16 protein-coding genes are annotated in these 16,782 nt (G+C 41.9%); 6 read left to right on the plus strand and 10 right to left on the minus strand.

Going from position 1 to position 16,782, the window contains the following annotated elements; translation table 11 throughout:
• The first annotated feature begins 11 nt into the window (after window positions 1–11).
• The 4 genes from FY557_RS16445 (at window position 12) to FY557_RS16460 (ending at window position 3,369) form a co-directional block, all read left to right on the plus strand.
• Window positions 12–659 carry a hypothetical protein gene (locus FY557_RS16445; protein ID WP_149248333.1) on the plus strand — a complete coding sequence of 216 codons (648 nt, stop codon included), beginning with the start codon at window positions 12–14 and terminating at the stop codon, window positions 657–659.
• Complete coding sequence (locus FY557_RS16450) at window positions 638–1,423, plus strand: sensor histidine kinase (RefSeq protein ID WP_149248334.1); 786 nt, start codon at window positions 638–640, stop codon at window positions 1,421–1,423. Before FY557_RS16445 ends, FY557_RS16450 begins: the two co-directional genes overlap by 22 nt.
• On the plus strand, window positions 1,420–2,061 hold the full coding sequence (locus tag FY557_RS16455) for a response regulator transcription factor (protein WP_149248335.1): 642 nt from the start codon (window positions 1,420–1,422) through the stop codon (window positions 2,059–2,061). The genes FY557_RS16450 and FY557_RS16455 overlap by 4 nt, the downstream gene beginning before the upstream one ends.
• Before the next feature lie 309 nt (window positions 2,062–2,370).
• Window positions 2,371–3,369 carry a zinc metalloprotease gene (locus FY557_RS16460; protein ID WP_149248336.1) on the plus strand — a complete coding sequence of 333 codons (999 nt, stop codon included), beginning with the start codon at window positions 2,371–2,373 and terminating at the stop codon, window positions 3,367–3,369.
• Between the two features lie 70 nt (window positions 3,370–3,439).
• Here the strand turns inward: FY557_RS16460 and FY557_RS16465 are convergent, their stop codons facing one another.
• From FY557_RS16465 to FY557_RS16510, 10 genes are all read right to left on the minus strand, one after another.
• Window positions 3,440–5,302, minus strand: coding sequence for a M1 family metallopeptidase (locus tag FY557_RS16465; RefSeq protein WP_149248337.1), 1,863 nt, complete (start codon window positions 5,300–5,302; stop codon window positions 3,440–3,442).
• Window positions 5,303–6,018: 716 nt separating this feature from the next.
• Window positions 6,019–6,852, minus strand: a complete 834-nt coding sequence (locus FY557_RS16470) for an endonuclease/exonuclease/phosphatase family protein (RefSeq protein ID WP_149248338.1) — start codon at window positions 6,850–6,852, stop codon at window positions 6,019–6,021.
• A gap of 223 nt (window positions 6,853–7,075) precedes the next feature.
• Window positions 7,076–9,277 (minus strand): M1 family metallopeptidase, encoded by a 2,202-nt coding sequence (locus tag FY557_RS16475; protein ID WP_149248339.1) that lies wholly within the window; start codon window positions 9,275–9,277, stop codon window positions 7,076–7,078.
• A 68-nt stretch (window positions 9,278–9,345) separates the two neighbouring features.
• On the minus strand, window positions 9,346–9,549 hold the full coding sequence (locus tag FY557_RS16480; RefSeq protein WP_149248340.1) for a hypothetical protein: 204 nt from the start codon (window positions 9,547–9,549) through the stop codon (window positions 9,346–9,348).
• A 1-nt stretch (window position 9,550) separates the two neighbouring features.
• Window positions 9,551–10,807, minus strand: coding sequence for a S8 family peptidase (locus FY557_RS16485; protein ID WP_149248341.1), 1,257 nt, complete (start codon window positions 10,805–10,807; stop codon window positions 9,551–9,553).
• Between the two features lie 6 nt (window positions 10,808–10,813).
• Window positions 10,814–11,392 (minus strand): hypothetical protein, encoded by a 579-nt coding sequence (locus FY557_RS16490; protein ID WP_149248342.1) that lies wholly within the window; start codon window positions 11,390–11,392, stop codon window positions 10,814–10,816.
• A complete protein-coding gene (locus FY557_RS16495) occupies window positions 11,392–12,108 on the minus strand; it encodes a hypothetical protein (RefSeq protein WP_149248343.1) in 717 nt (238 codons plus the stop codon). The genes FY557_RS16490 and FY557_RS16495 overlap by 1 nt, the downstream gene beginning before the upstream one ends.
• A 14-nt stretch (window positions 12,109–12,122) precedes the next feature.
• On the minus strand, window positions 12,123–12,995 hold the full coding sequence (locus FY557_RS16500) for a DUF2589 domain-containing protein (protein WP_149248344.1): 873 nt from the start codon (window positions 12,993–12,995) through the stop codon (window positions 12,123–12,125).
• 191 nt (window positions 12,996–13,186) lie between these two features.
• Window positions 13,187–14,068, minus strand: a complete 882-nt coding sequence (locus FY557_RS16505; protein ID WP_149248345.1) for an SDR family oxidoreductase — start codon at window positions 14,066–14,068, stop codon at window positions 13,187–13,189.
• Between the two features lie 189 nt (window positions 14,069–14,257).
• Window positions 14,258–14,671, minus strand: a complete 414-nt coding sequence (locus tag FY557_RS16510; RefSeq protein ID WP_149248346.1) for a DUF1573 domain-containing protein — start codon at window positions 14,669–14,671, stop codon at window positions 14,258–14,260.
• Between the two features lie 159 nt (window positions 14,672–14,830).
• On the opposite strand from FY557_RS16510, the gene FY557_RS16515 reads away from it, so the two are divergent.
• On the plus strand, window positions 14,831–16,078 hold the full coding sequence (locus tag FY557_RS16515; protein WP_149248347.1) for a sensor histidine kinase: 1,248 nt from the start codon (window positions 14,831–14,833) through the stop codon (window positions 16,076–16,078).
• Window positions 16,079–16,091: 13 nt separating this feature from the next.
• Window positions 16,092–16,772 (plus strand): response regulator transcription factor, encoded by a 681-nt coding sequence (locus tag FY557_RS16520; protein ID WP_149248348.1) that lies wholly within the window; start codon window positions 16,092–16,094, stop codon window positions 16,770–16,772.
• Window positions 16,773–16,782 lie beyond the last annotated feature (10 nt).

Genomic DNA, 16,782 nt, shown 5'->3' on the forward strand with positions numbered 1-16,782 from the left:
AATAAAATCCAATGAGTGAATTTCAGAAAGTTTTACAAGAATCTATGATCTGGATCGAGGGACTTACGGCCCTTATTTCCATTATCTATTTTTACAGAGTAAAAGATCAGTATTGGAAATATTTTTCATTTTACCTGATTATCATTTTTCTTTCTGAAGTTTTTGGGAAGTGGGGACATTATTTAATAGATTATGATAAACCTGCTTTTTTTAATTATTTTGTTATTCCTTTGGAATTTATATTTCTGTACTGGCTCTATGCAGCAAAATCATTTGGAAAAATCAATTTATTTTACGTCATCACCGCATTGTACCTGATGTCATTTATTCCCAATGAGTATTTTTTTAAAATGAAAAAGATAATTTTTTCATTTAACTATACTTTTGGATGTTTAATTTTGATGATTTTAGTTGTCATGGAATATTATAAACAGATTAATTCGTCCGAAATATTAAATTTCGGCAAGAACAGAATGTTCTACATTAATCTTGGAGTAACTCTGTTCTATATCGGAACATTGCCGTTCTGGACATTTTTCAGTATTCTGAATGAATACAAAGAACTGTTTAATATCTACTTTAATTATTTCCTGATTTCCGGAATAATCATGTATCTGCTATTTTCAACTTCAATTATATGGGGAAAACAGAATTACTAATAACCATTATTCTCTTCAATATATTCTTCCTGTTTTTTGTAGTTGCCATGATGGTCTATATCCGGAAATACAAACAAAGAAAGAAAGAATACCTGAATGAAATTGAAGTAAAAAATGAAATCCACAAACGGGAGTTACTGGCTACCCAGCTGGAAATCCAGCAGGCGACGATGCAGCAGATCGGGCGTGAACTTCATGACAACATCGGCCAGAAACTTACCCTCGTGAGCCTTTACACGCAGCAGCTTTTGTATGAAAATAAGGTTCCGGAAGTCAGCGAAAGAATCGATCAGGTTTCACAGATCATCAACCAGTCGCTGCAGGATTTGAGAAGCCTTTCAAAAACACTGACGGACGATAACATCAATCAGAAAGAAATCGTAACTTTAATCCAGGAAGAAGCGGACATTACCAACGCATTTAAAAAGTGCCATGTTGATTTTAAGCACAACTTTCAGCAGCTTGATCTGGGATTTGTCCATAAAAACGTATTGCTGAGGATTACACAGGAGTTTATCCAGAACAGCATTAAACATTCCCAATGCAAAAATATCTTCATCAGCCTGAATACATCGGAAGAATCACTCTGGGAACTGAATATTAAGGATGACGGAATCGGGTTTGACCGGTCGGATATCACCTCGAATGGGATCGGGCTTACCAATATGAAAAACAGGGCCGAGATCATCGGGGCCGATTTCAGCCTTGAAAGCGAGAAAAACAAAGGAACCACGCTCAACATTATTTTAAAAAGACAGCCATGAAAAAAACGATAGTGATCGTTGATGATCACGTACTCATCGCCAAAGCACTTGAAGGAATTATCGGAAATTTTAAAGAGTTTGAAGTTATTTACGTAGCTGAAAACGGCAAAGACCTTATTCAGAAATTTGAAAGCAACCGCCAGATCCCGGATATCATTCTTTTGGACATCAGTATGCCGATTATGGACGGTTTTGAAACCGTACTCTGGCTGAAGGAAAACCATCCGGCGATCAAGGTGATGGCACTGAGCATGCAGGGCGATGACAAAAGCGTTATCAAAATGATCAAAAACGGCGCAAAAGGCTACCTGCTGAAAAATACGCATCCGAAAGAACTTGAAAATGCTCTGACAAAATTAAATGCAGACGGCTTCTTCTATCCCGAATGGGCCTCGAAAATTATTTTTTCCAACATGAACAATGAAGATCCGGCAGGAAACATCCGGATTTCGGATCGTGAAAAAGAATTCCTGAAATATACCGTTACCGAGCTCAGCTACAAGGAAATTGCCGACAGGATGTGCTGCAGCCCGAGGACGGTGGAAAGCTACCGCGATCAGCTCTGCGATAAGCTTGATCTGAAAACCCGTGTCGGCCTGGCGGTTTTTGCCATAAAAAACGGTTTCGCAGAATCTTAAAATTTAAAACACATTCACTCATATCTAAACTATAATTCAGATCCTTCCCTGCTTTCAGAGAAGGATTTTTTATGATCAAATCTAAACATACGCACAACAACATTCATTTAAAGCCAAAACCTAGATATAACCAAACGAAAAATAAAACAAAACATTTACAATAAAAACACATTTAAAATACATATTAAACAACATATTTAAAAAAGTGTTATTGATCGAATAATAAAATAATTCAACAATACCGTGAAATACTTGCACAGTAATTCCAAAAATTATAATTTCATCAAACGTAACAAAATATATATATCTATGAAAAAATTATTATTCGGAGCACTTGTACTCGGCTTCATGTCTTCCTGCAACAGCGACAATCTTTCCAACCAGAATGAGGAACCTAACCAGGACCTTACCGTTTCAAATCCGGGAACAGCATTAAGAAGAGGCTGCGCTTCTGAAGAAATCAGAAAAAATGCCCTGCAGGGTAGTGCTGAGCTGAGACAGAAATATTCAGATCTCGAATCCAAAACCGAAAAATTTGAAAATGATCTTAAATTAGGAAAAGTATTATCCGACGGTTCGGTAGAAATTCCGGTGGTGGTGAACGTCCTGTACAGAACCTCTACAGAAAACCTTTCCGATTCTCGTATTGCCGAGCAGATCGCTGTTCTGAACGCAGATTATGCAGGAAGCAACAGCGATGCCTACAAAATCCCGAACGAATTCCAGGGTGTGAAATCGGGTGATGTAAAAGTAAGGTTCAGACTGGCCAATACGGTAAGGAAATCCACTACAAAAACCAGCTGGGGCACTAATGATGCGATGAAAAAATCTTCCAGCGGCGGAATCGACGCCACCAGCCCGTCCAATTACCTGAACATCTGGGTAGTAGGAAATATGGGACAGATTTTAGGATATGCCACCTTCCCTGAATCTGCCGGATTATGGAATGACGGAGTGGTCATTGCGGCGCCTTACTTCGGGAAAACCGGAGCGTCTTCACCATTTAATTTAGGGAGAACCGCTACGCACGAAGTCGGCCACTACCTGAACCTGAGACATATCTGGGGGGATGCCAATTGCGGGAATGACCTGGTAGCCGATACCCCTACGCAAACCGGAGCCAACTCAGGAAAACCAAGCTATCCTCTTTATAATACCTGCAGCGGTACCCAAAGATCCGTAATGTTCATGAACTACATGGATTATGTAGATGATGCTGCAATGTTCATGTTCTCTGCCGGACAGAGATCAAGAATGCAGTCGGTGGTTGCTTCTTCAGGAGCAAGATCCGGACTGAGGCTTTACTAAGTTTTTTCAAGTTAATTTTTATAAAAAATCCGGCTGTTCCAAAGAAGAACAGCCGGGTTTGTATTGTTTGCTATAAAGCTTTCAGGTTGTCAGCCGGGGTATAATCCATAAAGATGCCACCATCCAGCTGTACCGTTTTAACTTTCTTTTTAATCGGCACAGTGAGCATCATCTGTTTCTGGTCTTTCTCCCAGACCGCCGGAGAAAAATGCAGCTTCTCCACGGTTCCGTCCTCATAATTGATTTCCGCATCAAAAGGAATCGCAAAACCGCCTGCGTTTTCAACATTTACTGTCAGGAGATCGTTCATCTGTGCCGCATTGGTCACTTTCAGATCGATATAATTGTTGGTATAAAACCAATTGTTGAAAAACCAGTCCAGGTTTTTTCCTGAGCCGGTGTTCATCGAATTGAAATAATCCCATGGGATCGGATGTTTTCCGCTCCAGTTGTTCATATAATGATGCAGTGCTTTTTTAAAAAGATCGTCGCCCAGGTAATCTTTCAGGGCAAGATAAGACAGGGAAGCCTTTACATATGAATTGTTGCCGTAGCCTGCGCCGCTTACCTGCGTGCTCATCGTAATGATCGGCTGGTCCTGCTCGGCAGAAGGATCGCTGATCCATCTTTTCACCCTGAAATTTTTATAAAATTCTTTGGCTTTCGCTTCGCCGTTCTCGTCAATTCCAATCAGGTATTCCAGGGTTGTTGCCCATCCTTCATCCATAAAAGCATAACGTGTTTCGTTGATGCCCATATAGAACGGGAAATAAGTATGCGCAATTTCGTGATCTGCAGTAAGCCTTGCATCCTGGAAATCATCCGGAATACTGGTATCGTTGATCATCATCGGATACTCCATATCGGCGTAGCCCTGGATCGCCGTCATTACATTGTACGGATATTCCACGCCCGGCCAGTTTTTCGAAAACCAGTCGAGGTTATAGCGCATCCACTCTACATAGTGCTCAAAATCTTTAGCGCCGTTTTTATAGCCTGCCTGTACACTTGCCCTTTTGGTTTTCAGCTGTACGCTCGCCCCATCCCAGACATAATGGTTGCTTAAGGCAAAACAGAAATCGGTGATGTGGCTGGCTTTGAATTTCCAGGTATTCCATTTATTCGGTTTGGTGACTTTTCCGGACTTCATCTCATGTTCATTCGCGATCCGGATGACTTTGTCGCTTTTCAGGGAAGACTTATACCGCTTCAGATATTCCGGCTGAAGAACAGCCTCGGGATTCAGGAAATCGCCAGTTGCCCAGACCACATAATTTTTCGGAGCTGCAATCGCAAAGCTGTAATCATTGAAATCATTGTAAAACTCCTGCCGGTCGGAGTGCGGAAGCATATCCCAGCCATTGTAGTCATCATACACTGAAATTCTCGGGAACGAATAAGCAACATAAAACGTTTCAGGATCAATCTGCCCTTCTCTTCCACTCTGTACAGACAGAGGATATTCCCATTCTATTTTAACCTCTGCTTTCGCTTTGGATTTTAAAGCCGTATTCAGCTTTACTTTTTCTACCGTTCCCCAATCGTCGCTGTTTACCGTATATTTTTCACCATTCACAACAAAGGATTTAATATGTAACCCCGACGAAAGAAAGTCTTTGGAAACCACTCCTGATCTTGGAGCCTGTGGTTTGTGGAGATTATTGACGAACCGTATCGCCAGGTCATTGAGCGTGTTGGGACTGTTGTTGGTATAAATGATCGTCTCTTTTCCTGAAACAGTTTTTGAATTGGCATCCACCTTCACCTCAACATTATACACGCCTTTATTCTGCCAATAATTCTTTCCCGGCGCACCTGACCGGTCGCGGGTCCCGTTTTCGTATGCTTTTTTAATATTTCTCGGCATGTAAAGTTCCTGCGCGGAAAGCTGCCATGAAGCCAAAAGCACAACGCCCAAAATAATTCTCTTCATTAAAATTCTGTAGTATTTAATTCTACATAAAAGTACAAAAAACAGCAATACCGGCCTTATTGCTCGCGTAAATTTTTATACCATCTAAATAAACGGTTTTATTGATCCAATCGTGAATTTTCACACCGGTAAATTGTGGATAACTTTGTGGATAACCTGGGGAATAGGTTTGTTGATAACTTTTAAACTATTTATTTCGGTGAAAATATAAATCTATAAATAGATATAAATCAATATATTATCAATATTTAAATTAAAAATAAGTTTTCCACAAAAATATCCACAACATTCGTCTATTATGGATACTTACATTCTGTTCATCTTCATAAATAAGTTTTGCCCCTTCAGAGCTTTTTACCGTCGTCTGCTTTCATTAAACCCCAGGCTTCGCCAGGGGCTATGATTATAAAGCCCGTCCGGGGCAGATTCACTTGCTGTTCTTTTTACTATATTTCATGTGAAGCCTTCTCCAAACATATATTAATATGATCTTCTTTGAACTTAAGCTAATTTACTGTATAAGTTTCCATGCGAGTCTCTAATACTATGTCTGGATTCCTGCAGAATGACAAACGATAGGTTTAATTACCGTATAACTTTCATTTCCTTTTTGTCATTCATAAATCAACACCCTCCTGATTTCCGGGAAATAAAAAAGCGCATTCTGACATGCGCTTTTACTGATATTGAAATATTTACTTTTATTTAAAACCTTATTATTTCACAAACTGCAGTTCCGTTAATACCGGAAAATGGTCCGAAGGATACAGCAGATTCTCTGTCCGGTCGTTGATATGACGGTGGGATTTGATGTTAAACCCTTTTATGAAAATATAGTCGATTCTTTCTTTCGAAACTTCATTCACATTGAATCCGGTAAAGGTTCCTTTCGGCCCGTAATGTTTCGTTTCCGAATGATAAAAAGAGTCCTTCAAATTTTTCGACATGATTTTAATCGGCTCCGAATCTTCGGTGAGGTTGAAATCCCCACTTACGGTTACCGGTAAATTTTTAGGATTTATTTCCTTGATTTTTTTTAAAATAAGTTCCGAAGATTTTACCCTTGCCACATTTCCGACATGATCGAAGTGAAGATTCAGGGCCATAAATTCCTTTTTTGATTTTTTATCTTTAAAAACCGCGTAGGTACAGATTCTGTTTAAAGCCGCATCCCACCCTTTTGACGGTTTCTCCGGTGTTTCGGAAAGCCAGAATGTCCCGGAATTTATGATCCGAAGCCTATTGGTATCGTAAAAAATAGCCGAGAATTCACCCTTCTCTCTTCCGTCATCCCTGCCCACGCCTACATAATCGTAATTCTTCAGTCCGTTTTTGATATCCTTCATTTGGTCCGGCAGCGCTTCCTGAACCCCGAAATAATCCGGATGGTAATAGGTCAGCAGATCCGTTACATCTTCTTTACGGTTGGTCCATGAATTTTCTTTGTCCGAATCTACATTCAGCCTGATGTTGAAGCTCATTACTTTAAGATCCTGTGAAAACCCGAATGCGAAAGCCAATAGAAATACAATTGAAAATTTTAAATTCATTATTTTTTTACTTTGAATCACACAAAAATAAAAATTATGTCTCAGAGCGGGGCTATAAACCATGAACTTTCCTGTTATATTTTCGTTCATGGAAAAGAAAGGCTGTTCCAGCTTCATAGTTTTTGAAAAACTGCCGGGAATGTATGCTAAAAAGCTGACTTTTCAGACAGCCTTATCATTTATATCATGCCAACCATGAGCACAATATTATTTGTAATTAAACTTACTCTTTCGTAAACTTGAATTCTTTTCCCCCCTGATTGAAAGTAATGATTTTTTTGTCCTGGCTGAAAGTCATGGAAATCTGAGCCATTTCAAAAGTAAAGGTATTGCTGCCGGTATATTCCAGCGGGAATGCCTGCTGGCCCGTAGCCTGGGCATACAATTTACTGTCTTTCTCCGTAAATGTAATCTTCAGCGGAAGCTCCTTGCTGCCATATACTCCGGTGAAATCTTTAATATTGATCTTTTCCATCGGTTTTGCCTGAGCGGAAGTCCATAAATTATTCTGACTGTTCACATCAGGAACCTGGGAATTCGGATCCAATTTTACCTGTTCGATTTCCTTACTGGAATCCAGCTTAAAGGTCCATTCCTTATTTCTTTTCCAGACTTCGATCGGCAGTTCCACTATTTTTTCAGTTCCATCTCTGAATTTCACCTGTAAAGTGGTCGGCATCGGCAATTGCCCGATATTTTCAACAGTAATCTGTGCTCCGTTTTTGAAGTCGCCGTTTATATATTTCACATCTTTCACGCCCTGATCGATCTTCCATTTGTTGATAAACCAGCCTCTCCAGAACCAGTTCAGCTCCTCACCGGAAACATTTTCCATGGTGTGGAAGAAATCCCATGGCGTCGGATGCTTGAAAGCCCACCGATCGATATAGGTTCTGAATGCCTTATCGAATTTTTCAGGTCCTAAAATGGATTCCCGGAGAATTTCCAGACCAAGTCCCGGTTTGTAATAAGCAAGGATCCCGATGCTGTTTTCCTTCATGTTATCCGGCCCTACCATAATCGGTTCGAAATTATCGTTCATCAGGAAAGCACCCGTCTGCGCTATATTTTTCTTTTCGTAATATTCCCCTTTATTGAAAGCTTGTGTTGAAAGCTCGTTGATGAACGTATTGAACCCTTCATCCATCCACGCGAAAAGCCTTTCGTTGGAACCTACGATCATCGGGAACCAGTTGTGCCCGAATTCATGATCGGTAACACCCCAGAGTTCGCTGCCCTTGGAATTCATGTGGCAGAATACAATGCCCGGATATTCCATTCCGCCTTCGTTTCCGGCCACGTTGGTGGCGGCAGGATAGGTATATGGATACCATTTGGCAGAGTAATGTTCGATGGCTGCTTTTGTATATTCGGTAGATCTTCCCCAGGCCTCCTGTCCGGCACTTTCTGCGGGGTAGGCCGAAATAGCCATGGATTTCCTGCCTTCCGGAAGATTGATTTTTGCGGCATCAAGGATAAACGCAGGCGAAGAAGCCCATGCAAAATCCCTGGCCTGGGTAATTTTAAATTTCCAGGTTTTCGTACTGCCAGTCGGTTGATTTTTCCCGATCTCGGATTCCGGACGGATCATTACGGTTCTATCGCTGTTTTTAGCCTGTTCCCAACGGCTGTTCTCTTCTTTGGAGTAGACTTCTTTTGGGTTAAGCAATTCTCCGGAGGCCACCACATAATGGTTGGCAGGAACGGTAATATTTGCCGTAATGTCGCCATATTCCAGATAAAATTCGGAAGCGCCCAGATAAGGCATGGTGTTCCAGCCCAGCACATCATCATAGACGCACATTCTCGGATACCACTGCGCCATGGTATAAATTTTCCCGTTTTTGGTACCTTCTATCCCCATCCGGTCAGAACCGTATTTCGGCGAAAGGAAAGAATATTCTATTTTAATTTTGGCTACTCCTCCCTGGGCTTTCAGTCCGGCAGGGAGGTCGATCTGCATCCTGGTATCGGTGACGGTATATTTTACCTCTTTACCGTCCAGCTTTACGGATTTTATTTTGTACCCGCCGTCAAATTCCTCACCATGCGGACCATTGCGGCTTCCCGACATCGGTACGACTGCATTTCCTCTCGAATCTTTTGCAAATAAATTCTGGTCCAGCTGCAGCCAAAGAAAGCCTAATTTATCCGTACTGTTATTTGTATAGGTAATTTCAGCTGTCCCTGTAATTTCATCTTTGGCTTCGTTAAGGCTTACATTTAAATTGTAGCTTGCCGAATTCTGCCAGTAAGCATATCCCGGCTGGCCGCTTGCCGATCTTGTCGGAGTACCGGCCTGGGTATAGAAAAAAGGTTTGAATGCCTCTACATAGTCGTATTTCGGGGCTTCCTGAGCCGATACCGGCTGTGAAAAACACAGAACGGCAAACGCGGAACCAAGGATTGGAATTTTTAAGTTCATAATTTATTTTTATTTAGCAAAGTAAACAAAAATAAGACTTCCGCGTACAGAAAAGTCTTTCGCAGCCTTCAAATTGTAAAATTATTCCGGTCTTCCTCCACCGAAAGGAAATATTCCGTAAAATCTTCTGCTGAAACAGCCTTTCTGCTTTGCAGTTTTATAACGCTGACCGCTTTATAATGTGCGGTCAGCCTGATCTTTTTCCTTTTGAGTTCCTGTCCCAGTTTGATGAGGTCAGCATCTGTTCTGAGAACAGCCAGATAGGTTTTCATATTACGCCTGTATCAATCCGTTTCCGATGTCCCTGTATTTCAAACCTTCGATCGGCTTTGCCCTGGATTCCGCCAACTCCCAGATTTCCCTGGCGGACTTTTCGGGAAACTGTTCCATATACAAGGCCAGCAGCCCCGAAACGTGTGGTGTTGCCATACTGGTTCCGCTCATGGCGTAATAATTACCGTTTTTGTTTTTGGAATTTTCAGGATACGAACTGATGATATCCACCCCCGGTGCACAGATATTCACATTGCCGCCGGTAGCAGGATTCAGTCCTGCATTGGAAAACCGGGCGACCTTCATCTGGCCGTCGATGGCACCTACTGACATTACCGACATGGAATTAGCAGGCATGGAAACAGGTTTCGGAAGCGAAGGCCTGTGGCTGTCATTTCCTGCGGCTGCCACAATGATGCAGTTGTTTTCCAGCGCTCTGGCTCCCACGGTTTCAAAAAGCGGCGAAGGCACTTCATTCAGTTTTACGGCAGAGGCGAGCGAAAGGGAAAGGATTCGGAATTTCTTGGTAATGGCCCAGTCAATCGCATCAATAACACTGCCCGTTGTTCCTTTTCCCGAATCGGAAAGCACTTTGGCGATTTTCAGGTTGGCTTCTTTGGCTATACCGTAACGTTTCCCATTATCCAGACGGATATTTCCGGCTGTAATTCCTGCACAATGCGTTCCGTGGCCGTTGGGATCACGGTTCCAGTCTTCACCGGCAATAAAGGATTTTCCTTCAATTTCCCTACCTGAAAAATCAGGATGCAGCATCTCAAGACCGGTATCGAGAATGCAGATATCGACTCCCCTTCCTGTGTAAATAGAATTCCCAAGGCCGAGTGCTTTTAGTCCCCATTCCATTTCTACAAGCGGCTTTTGCGGCAATGGTTTGCTGATTACATATCTTTCCAGCTCGTTGATTTTATCGGCTATTTCCGCCGACTGTTTCTTAAGCTCACTGATGATCGACAGTTCATCCGCCGCAAGAAATTCTCGTTCCTTTTCAAAATAAACGATCGGATTCGAATCGTCTTTTACAGCACTCCGCAACTGTTCCTCATTGCCGTTTTCGATGACCAGCACGCCGAGATTTTTGTACAGCACACCGTTCTCCTTATCAATCACCTGGTAAGAACGGTTTTCCGCAGAAAGAAATTCCGATGGGGTAATGGAAACTTCAAGCTCGTTTTCGACTTTCCGGAGGGAGCTTTTCTGCTGATCTTCCAGTACAACAATATATCTTTGCTTTTCCATGATTTTTTAATTTAATTTAACAACCATTTTTTCCAGCACCAGGAAAATATCTTCCGAAATCATCGTCAGCCTCAGCTTTTTATTCATCCCTGAAATCTGGGTATTGTGGTTAACCAAAGAAGTCCAGAACTTTTCGATATGGCGGACGGAATTAAGCTCTTTTATCTTATCATCATCCAGCACGCCGTTCTGATATAAGGAAATTACCAAACCGGAAAGCAGCTCTTCCGCCTCTTCCAGCTTATTTTTCTCTTTTGCATACATTTCTGAAAGAAACCCATGAATGCTTTCCATTCCGCTGAATGAAAATCCCCAGAGCAGCTCTCTCTTCCCGGTAGAAATCCGCTCCATTTTCATAGGATTAAAACCTCTTTTTACGGTTGAAACCATATTCATGACTTTCAGCACTTCGGATTCATAGGTCGTGTTGCCTTTGGTTTTCAGGTACTCCAGAAATTCACTGAGAAAAGCTTCAAACCGTCCGTCAAAATCAAAAGATTTCGACAGGTAAAGCTCCTGGACTTTATTAAAATTCCCCAGCAGCTCTTCAAGCTTCTGTATCGTATGGTGAACAAGCTCCTGCATTACTCGAAAATAATCTGTTCCACTTCTCGCCCGTTCTGGTCTTTCATGGTGACAATCCGGATCCCTTCTTCTTCCATTTCCACGTGGAGGTTGATAAATAATTTATCCTTATCTTCTGCAGAATTGGTATTGGGATCTATGTAAATATTATTCAGTTTTGAATTCATTAAACTATATTTATTTAAAACATCCGCATAAATGCCCTTCAGGGCTTCGGATTCCGTTTCCGTTGAGGTCCCTTCGATAGGCCGTTCCACAGGTCTCTGGGAATTGATGGGAAGCGTCTTTCCCGGAATTTTAACTTCAGGAACCTGGGTTGTGTTAATCGTTACAGCTCTGGCAGATGATGCAGTACCTCCACTCCGTATGCCGTTCAGTAAGATTTTGAAGTCCTCATTCTGGATATTTTTCACCGAGACCGGCTGAATGTTGAGCAGCTTCTGCCTGTTGACCAGAAGGATCCGTTCATTTACTTCCTGGATGAATTTGTTTTCATTAAGTTTAAAATTCCTGTCGGCATCCGCATCAATATCGGTGATCTTGATGGGAATATCCATCTTCACATTCGGCAGCGAATACCTCGGAACCTTGAAAAACTTTAAATACTCATGCTTGGCATATTCCTTCGCGATCATCACCGCGTTTTCGTCCGCTTTTTTACGAGCCTGAATTATCTCGTTGTTGAGATAATTCAGGTAATCTGATAATCTGATCATTCCCGTAAAAAGTTTTATTGGGCCAACAATCCAAGAACTTTCTCCAGTCCGGCAGGCATTTCGTCGTTGGTAGCCTTTACCTTTACCCCCAGGGAGTATTCTTTTTCCACTTTGATTCCGGTAGCCGAAGATCTTTTGTAAGAAACATCCACATTGAATTTTACCGGGCCGAATCCTCCCGAAGCACCTGCTTTGATGTTAAATTCATCGCTTACGTCCTTGGTATAGGTTGAATTCAGCTTTACATTGAAATCCACCTCACAGGTTTCGATCCTGAAAGCGGGTACATTCAGTAACGAGATGAAAGGAACGGATATCTCAACGTCGTTCATTGTTTCTTTAGGATTGCTGCTGCTTACTTCCTTATCAGGATCAAAATCCGGGTTCGGCCCCATTTTCCTGTACTTGAATTCAGCCATACGAAGCTTCTGCTCATTATCCACCGTTTCAAAACCGACTTCCTTGATGAAATTCACGGTACTGATCGACGCATTGGACTGTGCTTTTACGCAGGCATCCAGTGGCCCACCGATGATGGTCGCAAAATCAATGCTCCCCAATTCCGCCGCAAAATCAGCACTTTCAGCTCCCGATGTTTTGAATACCTGGTCATCCGCAGCCATCCTTCCGGCTACCATTTTCAGGACTTCCGAAGAAACGGCAGCAAAGGATTTCTCCCATTTTTCATCATAATTTCTTTTAAAATCTTCGATGATGCTGATGAGCTCTTTGTTGGAAAGCGCAGCCAGCTCAGAGGTTTCAATCCCTGAAACTTTCTCGTAAACGGCAGGGCTTAATGATTTTTCCAGTCCGGTCAAAAGATCAATCAGTTCGTTTTTGGATTTCTTGGTGTGGTTCGCTTCCAACACCGACTTTAATGTTTCCATGTTTTATTATTTAGGTTATTAAAAAATTTCTACTGCAAAGATAGGCTGCCTAAAAACCGCCGCTCTCAGTAGATTACCTAAACTTTAACCGTGAAATCACCCAAATAAAAAAAGTAGATTCCCCATACAGAATCTACTTTTATTTTATATAATAAGATTTAAAACCTGCTTTATATTACCGATTCATTTAATCAGTTTGATTTTTTAGCTTTGATCATCGCTTCCAGTGCATCCCACATTTCCTGCGGAATATCCTCCAGCATGTTGAACTCTCCTGCTCCCTGCAGCCATTCGCCCCCGTCGATTGTTACCACTTCCCCGTTCATATAGGCCGAGTAATCGGATACCAGATAAGCGGCAAGGTTGGCCAGTTCCTGATGTTCACCTACCCTTCTCAGCGGCACTTTTTTCCGCATATCAAATTTCTCCTGCAGGTCTCCAGGCAGCAGCCTGTCCCAAGCTCCTTTTGTCGGAAAAGGTCCCGGAGCAATGGCGTTGAAACGGATGCCGTACTTTGCCCACTCAACCGCAAGGGATCTCGTCATGGCCAATACCCCGGCTTTTGCACAGGCTGACGGAACCACATAGGCGGAACCCGTCCAGGAATAGGTGGTCACAATATTCAGAACCGTACCCGGTGTTTTGGAGTCGATCCAGTGTTTCCCGATGGAGAGCGTACAGTTTTTTGTTCCTTTCAGAACAATATCCAGAACCGCATCAAAGGCAGAATGGGTAAGCCTTTCGGTTGGTGAGATGAAATTTCCGGCGGCATTATTTAAGAGAATATCAATCTTTCCGAATTCCTTCAGGGTTGCCTCCTTCATAGCTTTCACCTCATCCCAGTTCCGTACATCGCAGGCCACACACAACACTTTACCTCCGGTTGCTTCTTCCAGTTCCTTTGCCGTCCCCTGCAATTTTTCCAGGTTTCTGGAGGTAATGACTACGTTCGCGCCCAGTTCAAGGAAATATTTGGTCATTGCCTTCCCCAGTCCGCTTCCGCCTCCTGTTACGATCGCCACTTTATCTTTTAAGGCTCCTTCACGAAGCATCGGTTGTGTATAAAGATTCATAATTTATTATTTAATGTCAGTGAATGTATTCTGTTCTATGATGTGCTTCCCGTAAATTTACTATAAATATTTGTTTCTCCTGTTTAAAAAACTATGCAGGATATATAAAGTAATGGACAATCCTTTGATTAAAACAAAAACAGCCCGAACAGAATGCTCAGGCTGCTTTTATAACAAGATTAAACTTAATTAAGAAGCTACTACCGTTCCTTTGAAAGAAAGGGTTTTAGGTGTTTTGCTGTCGCTTGTCGTAACGTTTACCGTTTTCATAAACGGTCCTGCGTTAGCCGCGTTATAGCTTGCTTCCACGAATCCTACTTTTCCCGGAAGGATCGGTGTTTTTGTATAGTTTGCCGTTGTACATCCGCATGAAGGGGCTACGTTTTCAATGATGATCGGCTTGTTTGAAGTGTTGGTAAACTCAAATCTGATCAGTTTCGGCTTTCCCTGAGGGATATTTCCTACTTCGATGGATTCTGATTTCCATTTGATGGCATCTGCCAATACGCTTACCACAGGCGTCCCTTCCGCAGGCAATACATTAGCATAGAAAGGAGAACATGCCAAAACCGCCAGAAGCGCCGTAACTTTTAAATTTTTCATGATATACATTTTTAGTAATAATTAACCGATAGTTTTATTTAACAGAACAAATGTAAGCGGAAATTATGAATAGATCCTGTTAACCGCCCCCAAACATTTGTTAATAAGTTGTTAATGATCAAAAATTAATAGATATTTTTGGATAATATTGTTCAGTAAATGGAAATCAAGAAACTCAATATTATCATTACCCTCGGCTTTGTGGCCATCATCGGTATTCTGATTGCACAGCTGCTTTGGACGCGCCAGGCATATAATCTTGAGGACAAAAAATTCAACCAGACGGTGAACATTGCTTTATTGGAAGTGGTGGAGAAATTGTCCGGCGGAAAAACCTCCTTTACCGAAAGTCCGGTGCAGAATATTTCCAACGATTATTATGTGGTGAACATCAATAATGAATTCCATCCTGATGTTCTGGAGCATTACCTGAAAACGGAATTTACGAGATTCCAGATCAACACCGATTATGTATACGCCGTTTACAACTGCCACAGCGACAAGATGCTGTACGGAAAATACATTTCAAAAGACCAGTACGAGCCCCAAAATAAGGTTATTAAATTTCCAAAGCATAAAAATTTAGTCTACTATTTTTCCATCCGCTTTCCGGATAAAACGACTTACCTCATCAGTTCGCTGAAGTTCTGGTACTTACTTACTTTTGCCCTGATTATTATTCTTCTTGTATATGTGTACTCCATCTATACCATCATTCAGCAGAAAAAATTCTCGGAGCTGCAACGGGATTTCATCAACAATATGACCCATGAGTTCAAGACCCCGCTGTCTTCTATCCTTCTTGCTTCTGAGGCACTGACCAAGCAGAGTGCGGTAAAGGAAAATCCTAAGTTGCAGACCTATACTTCCATCATAACCGACCAGGGTAACAAACTCAACCATCATATCGAAAAAATACTGAATATTGCAAAAAACGATGCCTCAGGCTTATCATTGAAACCACAGAGGATAGTCTTGCTGCCCTTCATCCGGGAAATTGCAGAAATGATCAGGCAAAAAAACGAGCACATTTCTCTGGGACTCCACATCAGCGAAAACATTTCAGTAATTGCTGATGAATTCCATTTCGCCAATATCATTTACAATATTCTGGACAATTCCATTAAGTATTGCGAAACAGAGCCGGCGATTATTATTTCAGCCCATACCGAAGAAAAAGGATTATCTTTAAAGTTTAAAGACAACGGAATGGGAATCCCTGCTAAAAATATCCCTCATATTTTTGATAAGTTTTACCGGGTGCATACCCCAAAAAGTGAGAAAGTTACCGGTTTCGGACTTGGTTTGTTTTATGTAAAAAAAGTCGTCCGGCAGCATAACTGGAAAATCTCCGTGGAAAACAATAGTGACAAAGGCATTACCACAACCCTGTTCATCCCTTTTTAGACCTTAAAATACCATGGAAAAATCTAAGATTCTCTATGCCGAAGATGATCAGACCATTGCTTTCCTGATTCAGGACAGCCTGGAAAATCATTATGACATTTCATGCTTTTCCGACGGGGAATCTGCCCTTGAAGCTTTTCAACGGCAGAATTTCGACATCTGTCTGCTGGACATCATGATGCCGGAGATGAACGGTTTTGAACTGGCAGAACACATCCGCAGCAGAAATTCTGAAATTCCCATCATTTTTATTTCCGCAAAAGCATTGAAGGAAGACCGGATCAAAGGCCTGAAAATCGGCGCGGATGATTACCTGGTGAAGCCTTTCAGTATTGAAGAGCTGATCCTGAAGATCGAAGTATTCCTGCGACGGTCTAAAAAAACAAATAATTCTCCGCAGAAATACAAGGTAGGAAAATTCGATTTCGATCCCAGAAATTATACCTTACAGGATCCGCATGGCACGACAACCCTTACCCAAAGGGAATCCGATCTGCTTTTTTATTTTATCCGGAACAAAAATACGGTCCTGAAAAGACAGGATATCCTGAAAGCCATTTGGGGCGATGATGATTATTTCATGGGCCGCAGCCTGGACGTTTTTATTTCAAGATTGCGTAAAGTGCTTGCCAAGGAAGAAAACATCGGGATCGAAAACCTTCACGGGATCGGCTTCCGTTTCTCTGAAAAGTAACAGGCTCTTA

Origin of the sequence: Chryseobacterium sp. SN22, assembly GCF_008329705.1 — a bacterium.
In the GTDB taxonomy this organism is placed as follows: domain Bacteria; phylum Bacteroidota; class Bacteroidia; order Flavobacteriales; family Weeksellaceae; genus Chryseobacterium.

Coding starts and splice junctions, on each gene's coding strand:
- FY557_RS16445 (WP_149248333.1), top strand. CDS start 12: ATGAGTGAATTTCAGAAAGTTTTACAAGAATCTATGATCTGGATCGAG.
- FY557_RS16450 (WP_149248334.1), top strand. CDS start 638: ATGGGGAAAACAGAATTACTAATAACCATTATTCTCTTCAATATATTC.
- FY557_RS16455 (WP_149248335.1), top strand. CDS start 1,420: ATGAAAAAAACGATAGTGATCGTTGATGATCACGTACTCATCGCCAAA.
- FY557_RS16460 (WP_149248336.1), top strand. CDS start 2,371: ATGAAAAAATTATTATTCGGAGCACTTGTACTCGGCTTCATGTCTTCC.
- FY557_RS16465 (WP_149248337.1), bottom strand. CDS start 5,302: ATGAAGAGAATTATTTTGGGCGTTGTGCTTTTGGCTTCATGGCAGCTT.
- FY557_RS16470 (WP_149248338.1), bottom strand. CDS start 6,852: ATGAATTTAAAATTTTCAATTGTATTTCTATTGGCTTTCGCATTCGGG.
- FY557_RS16475 (WP_149248339.1), bottom strand. CDS start 9,277: ATGAACTTAAAAATTCCAATCCTTGGTTCCGCGTTTGCCGTTCTGTGT.
- FY557_RS16480 (WP_149248340.1), bottom strand. CDS start 9,549: ATGAAAACCTATCTGGCTGTTCTCAGAACAGATGCTGACCTCATCAAA.
- FY557_RS16485 (WP_149248341.1), bottom strand. CDS start 10,807: ATGGAAAAGCAAAGATATATTGTTGTACTGGAAGATCAGCAGAAAAGC.
- FY557_RS16490 (WP_149248342.1), bottom strand. CDS start 11,392: ATGCAGGAGCTTGTTCACCATACGATACAGAAGCTTGAAGAGCTGCTG.
- FY557_RS16495 (WP_149248343.1), bottom strand. CDS start 12,108: ATGATCAGATTATCAGATTACCTGAATTATCTCAACAACGAGATAATT.
- FY557_RS16500 (WP_149248344.1), bottom strand. CDS start 12,995: ATGGAAACATTAAAGTCGGTGTTGGAAGCGAACCACACCAAGAAATCC.
- FY557_RS16505 (WP_149248345.1), bottom strand. CDS start 14,068: ATGAATCTTTATACACAACCGATGCTTCGTGAAGGAGCCTTAAAAGAT.
- FY557_RS16510 (WP_149248346.1), bottom strand. CDS start 14,671: ATGAAAAATTTAAAAGTTACGGCGCTTCTGGCGGTTTTGGCATGTTCT.
- FY557_RS16515 (WP_149248347.1), top strand. CDS start 14,831: ATGGAAATCAAGAAACTCAATATTATCATTACCCTCGGCTTTGTGGCC.
- FY557_RS16520 (WP_149248348.1), top strand. CDS start 16,092: ATGGAAAAATCTAAGATTCTCTATGCCGAAGATGATCAGACCATTGCT.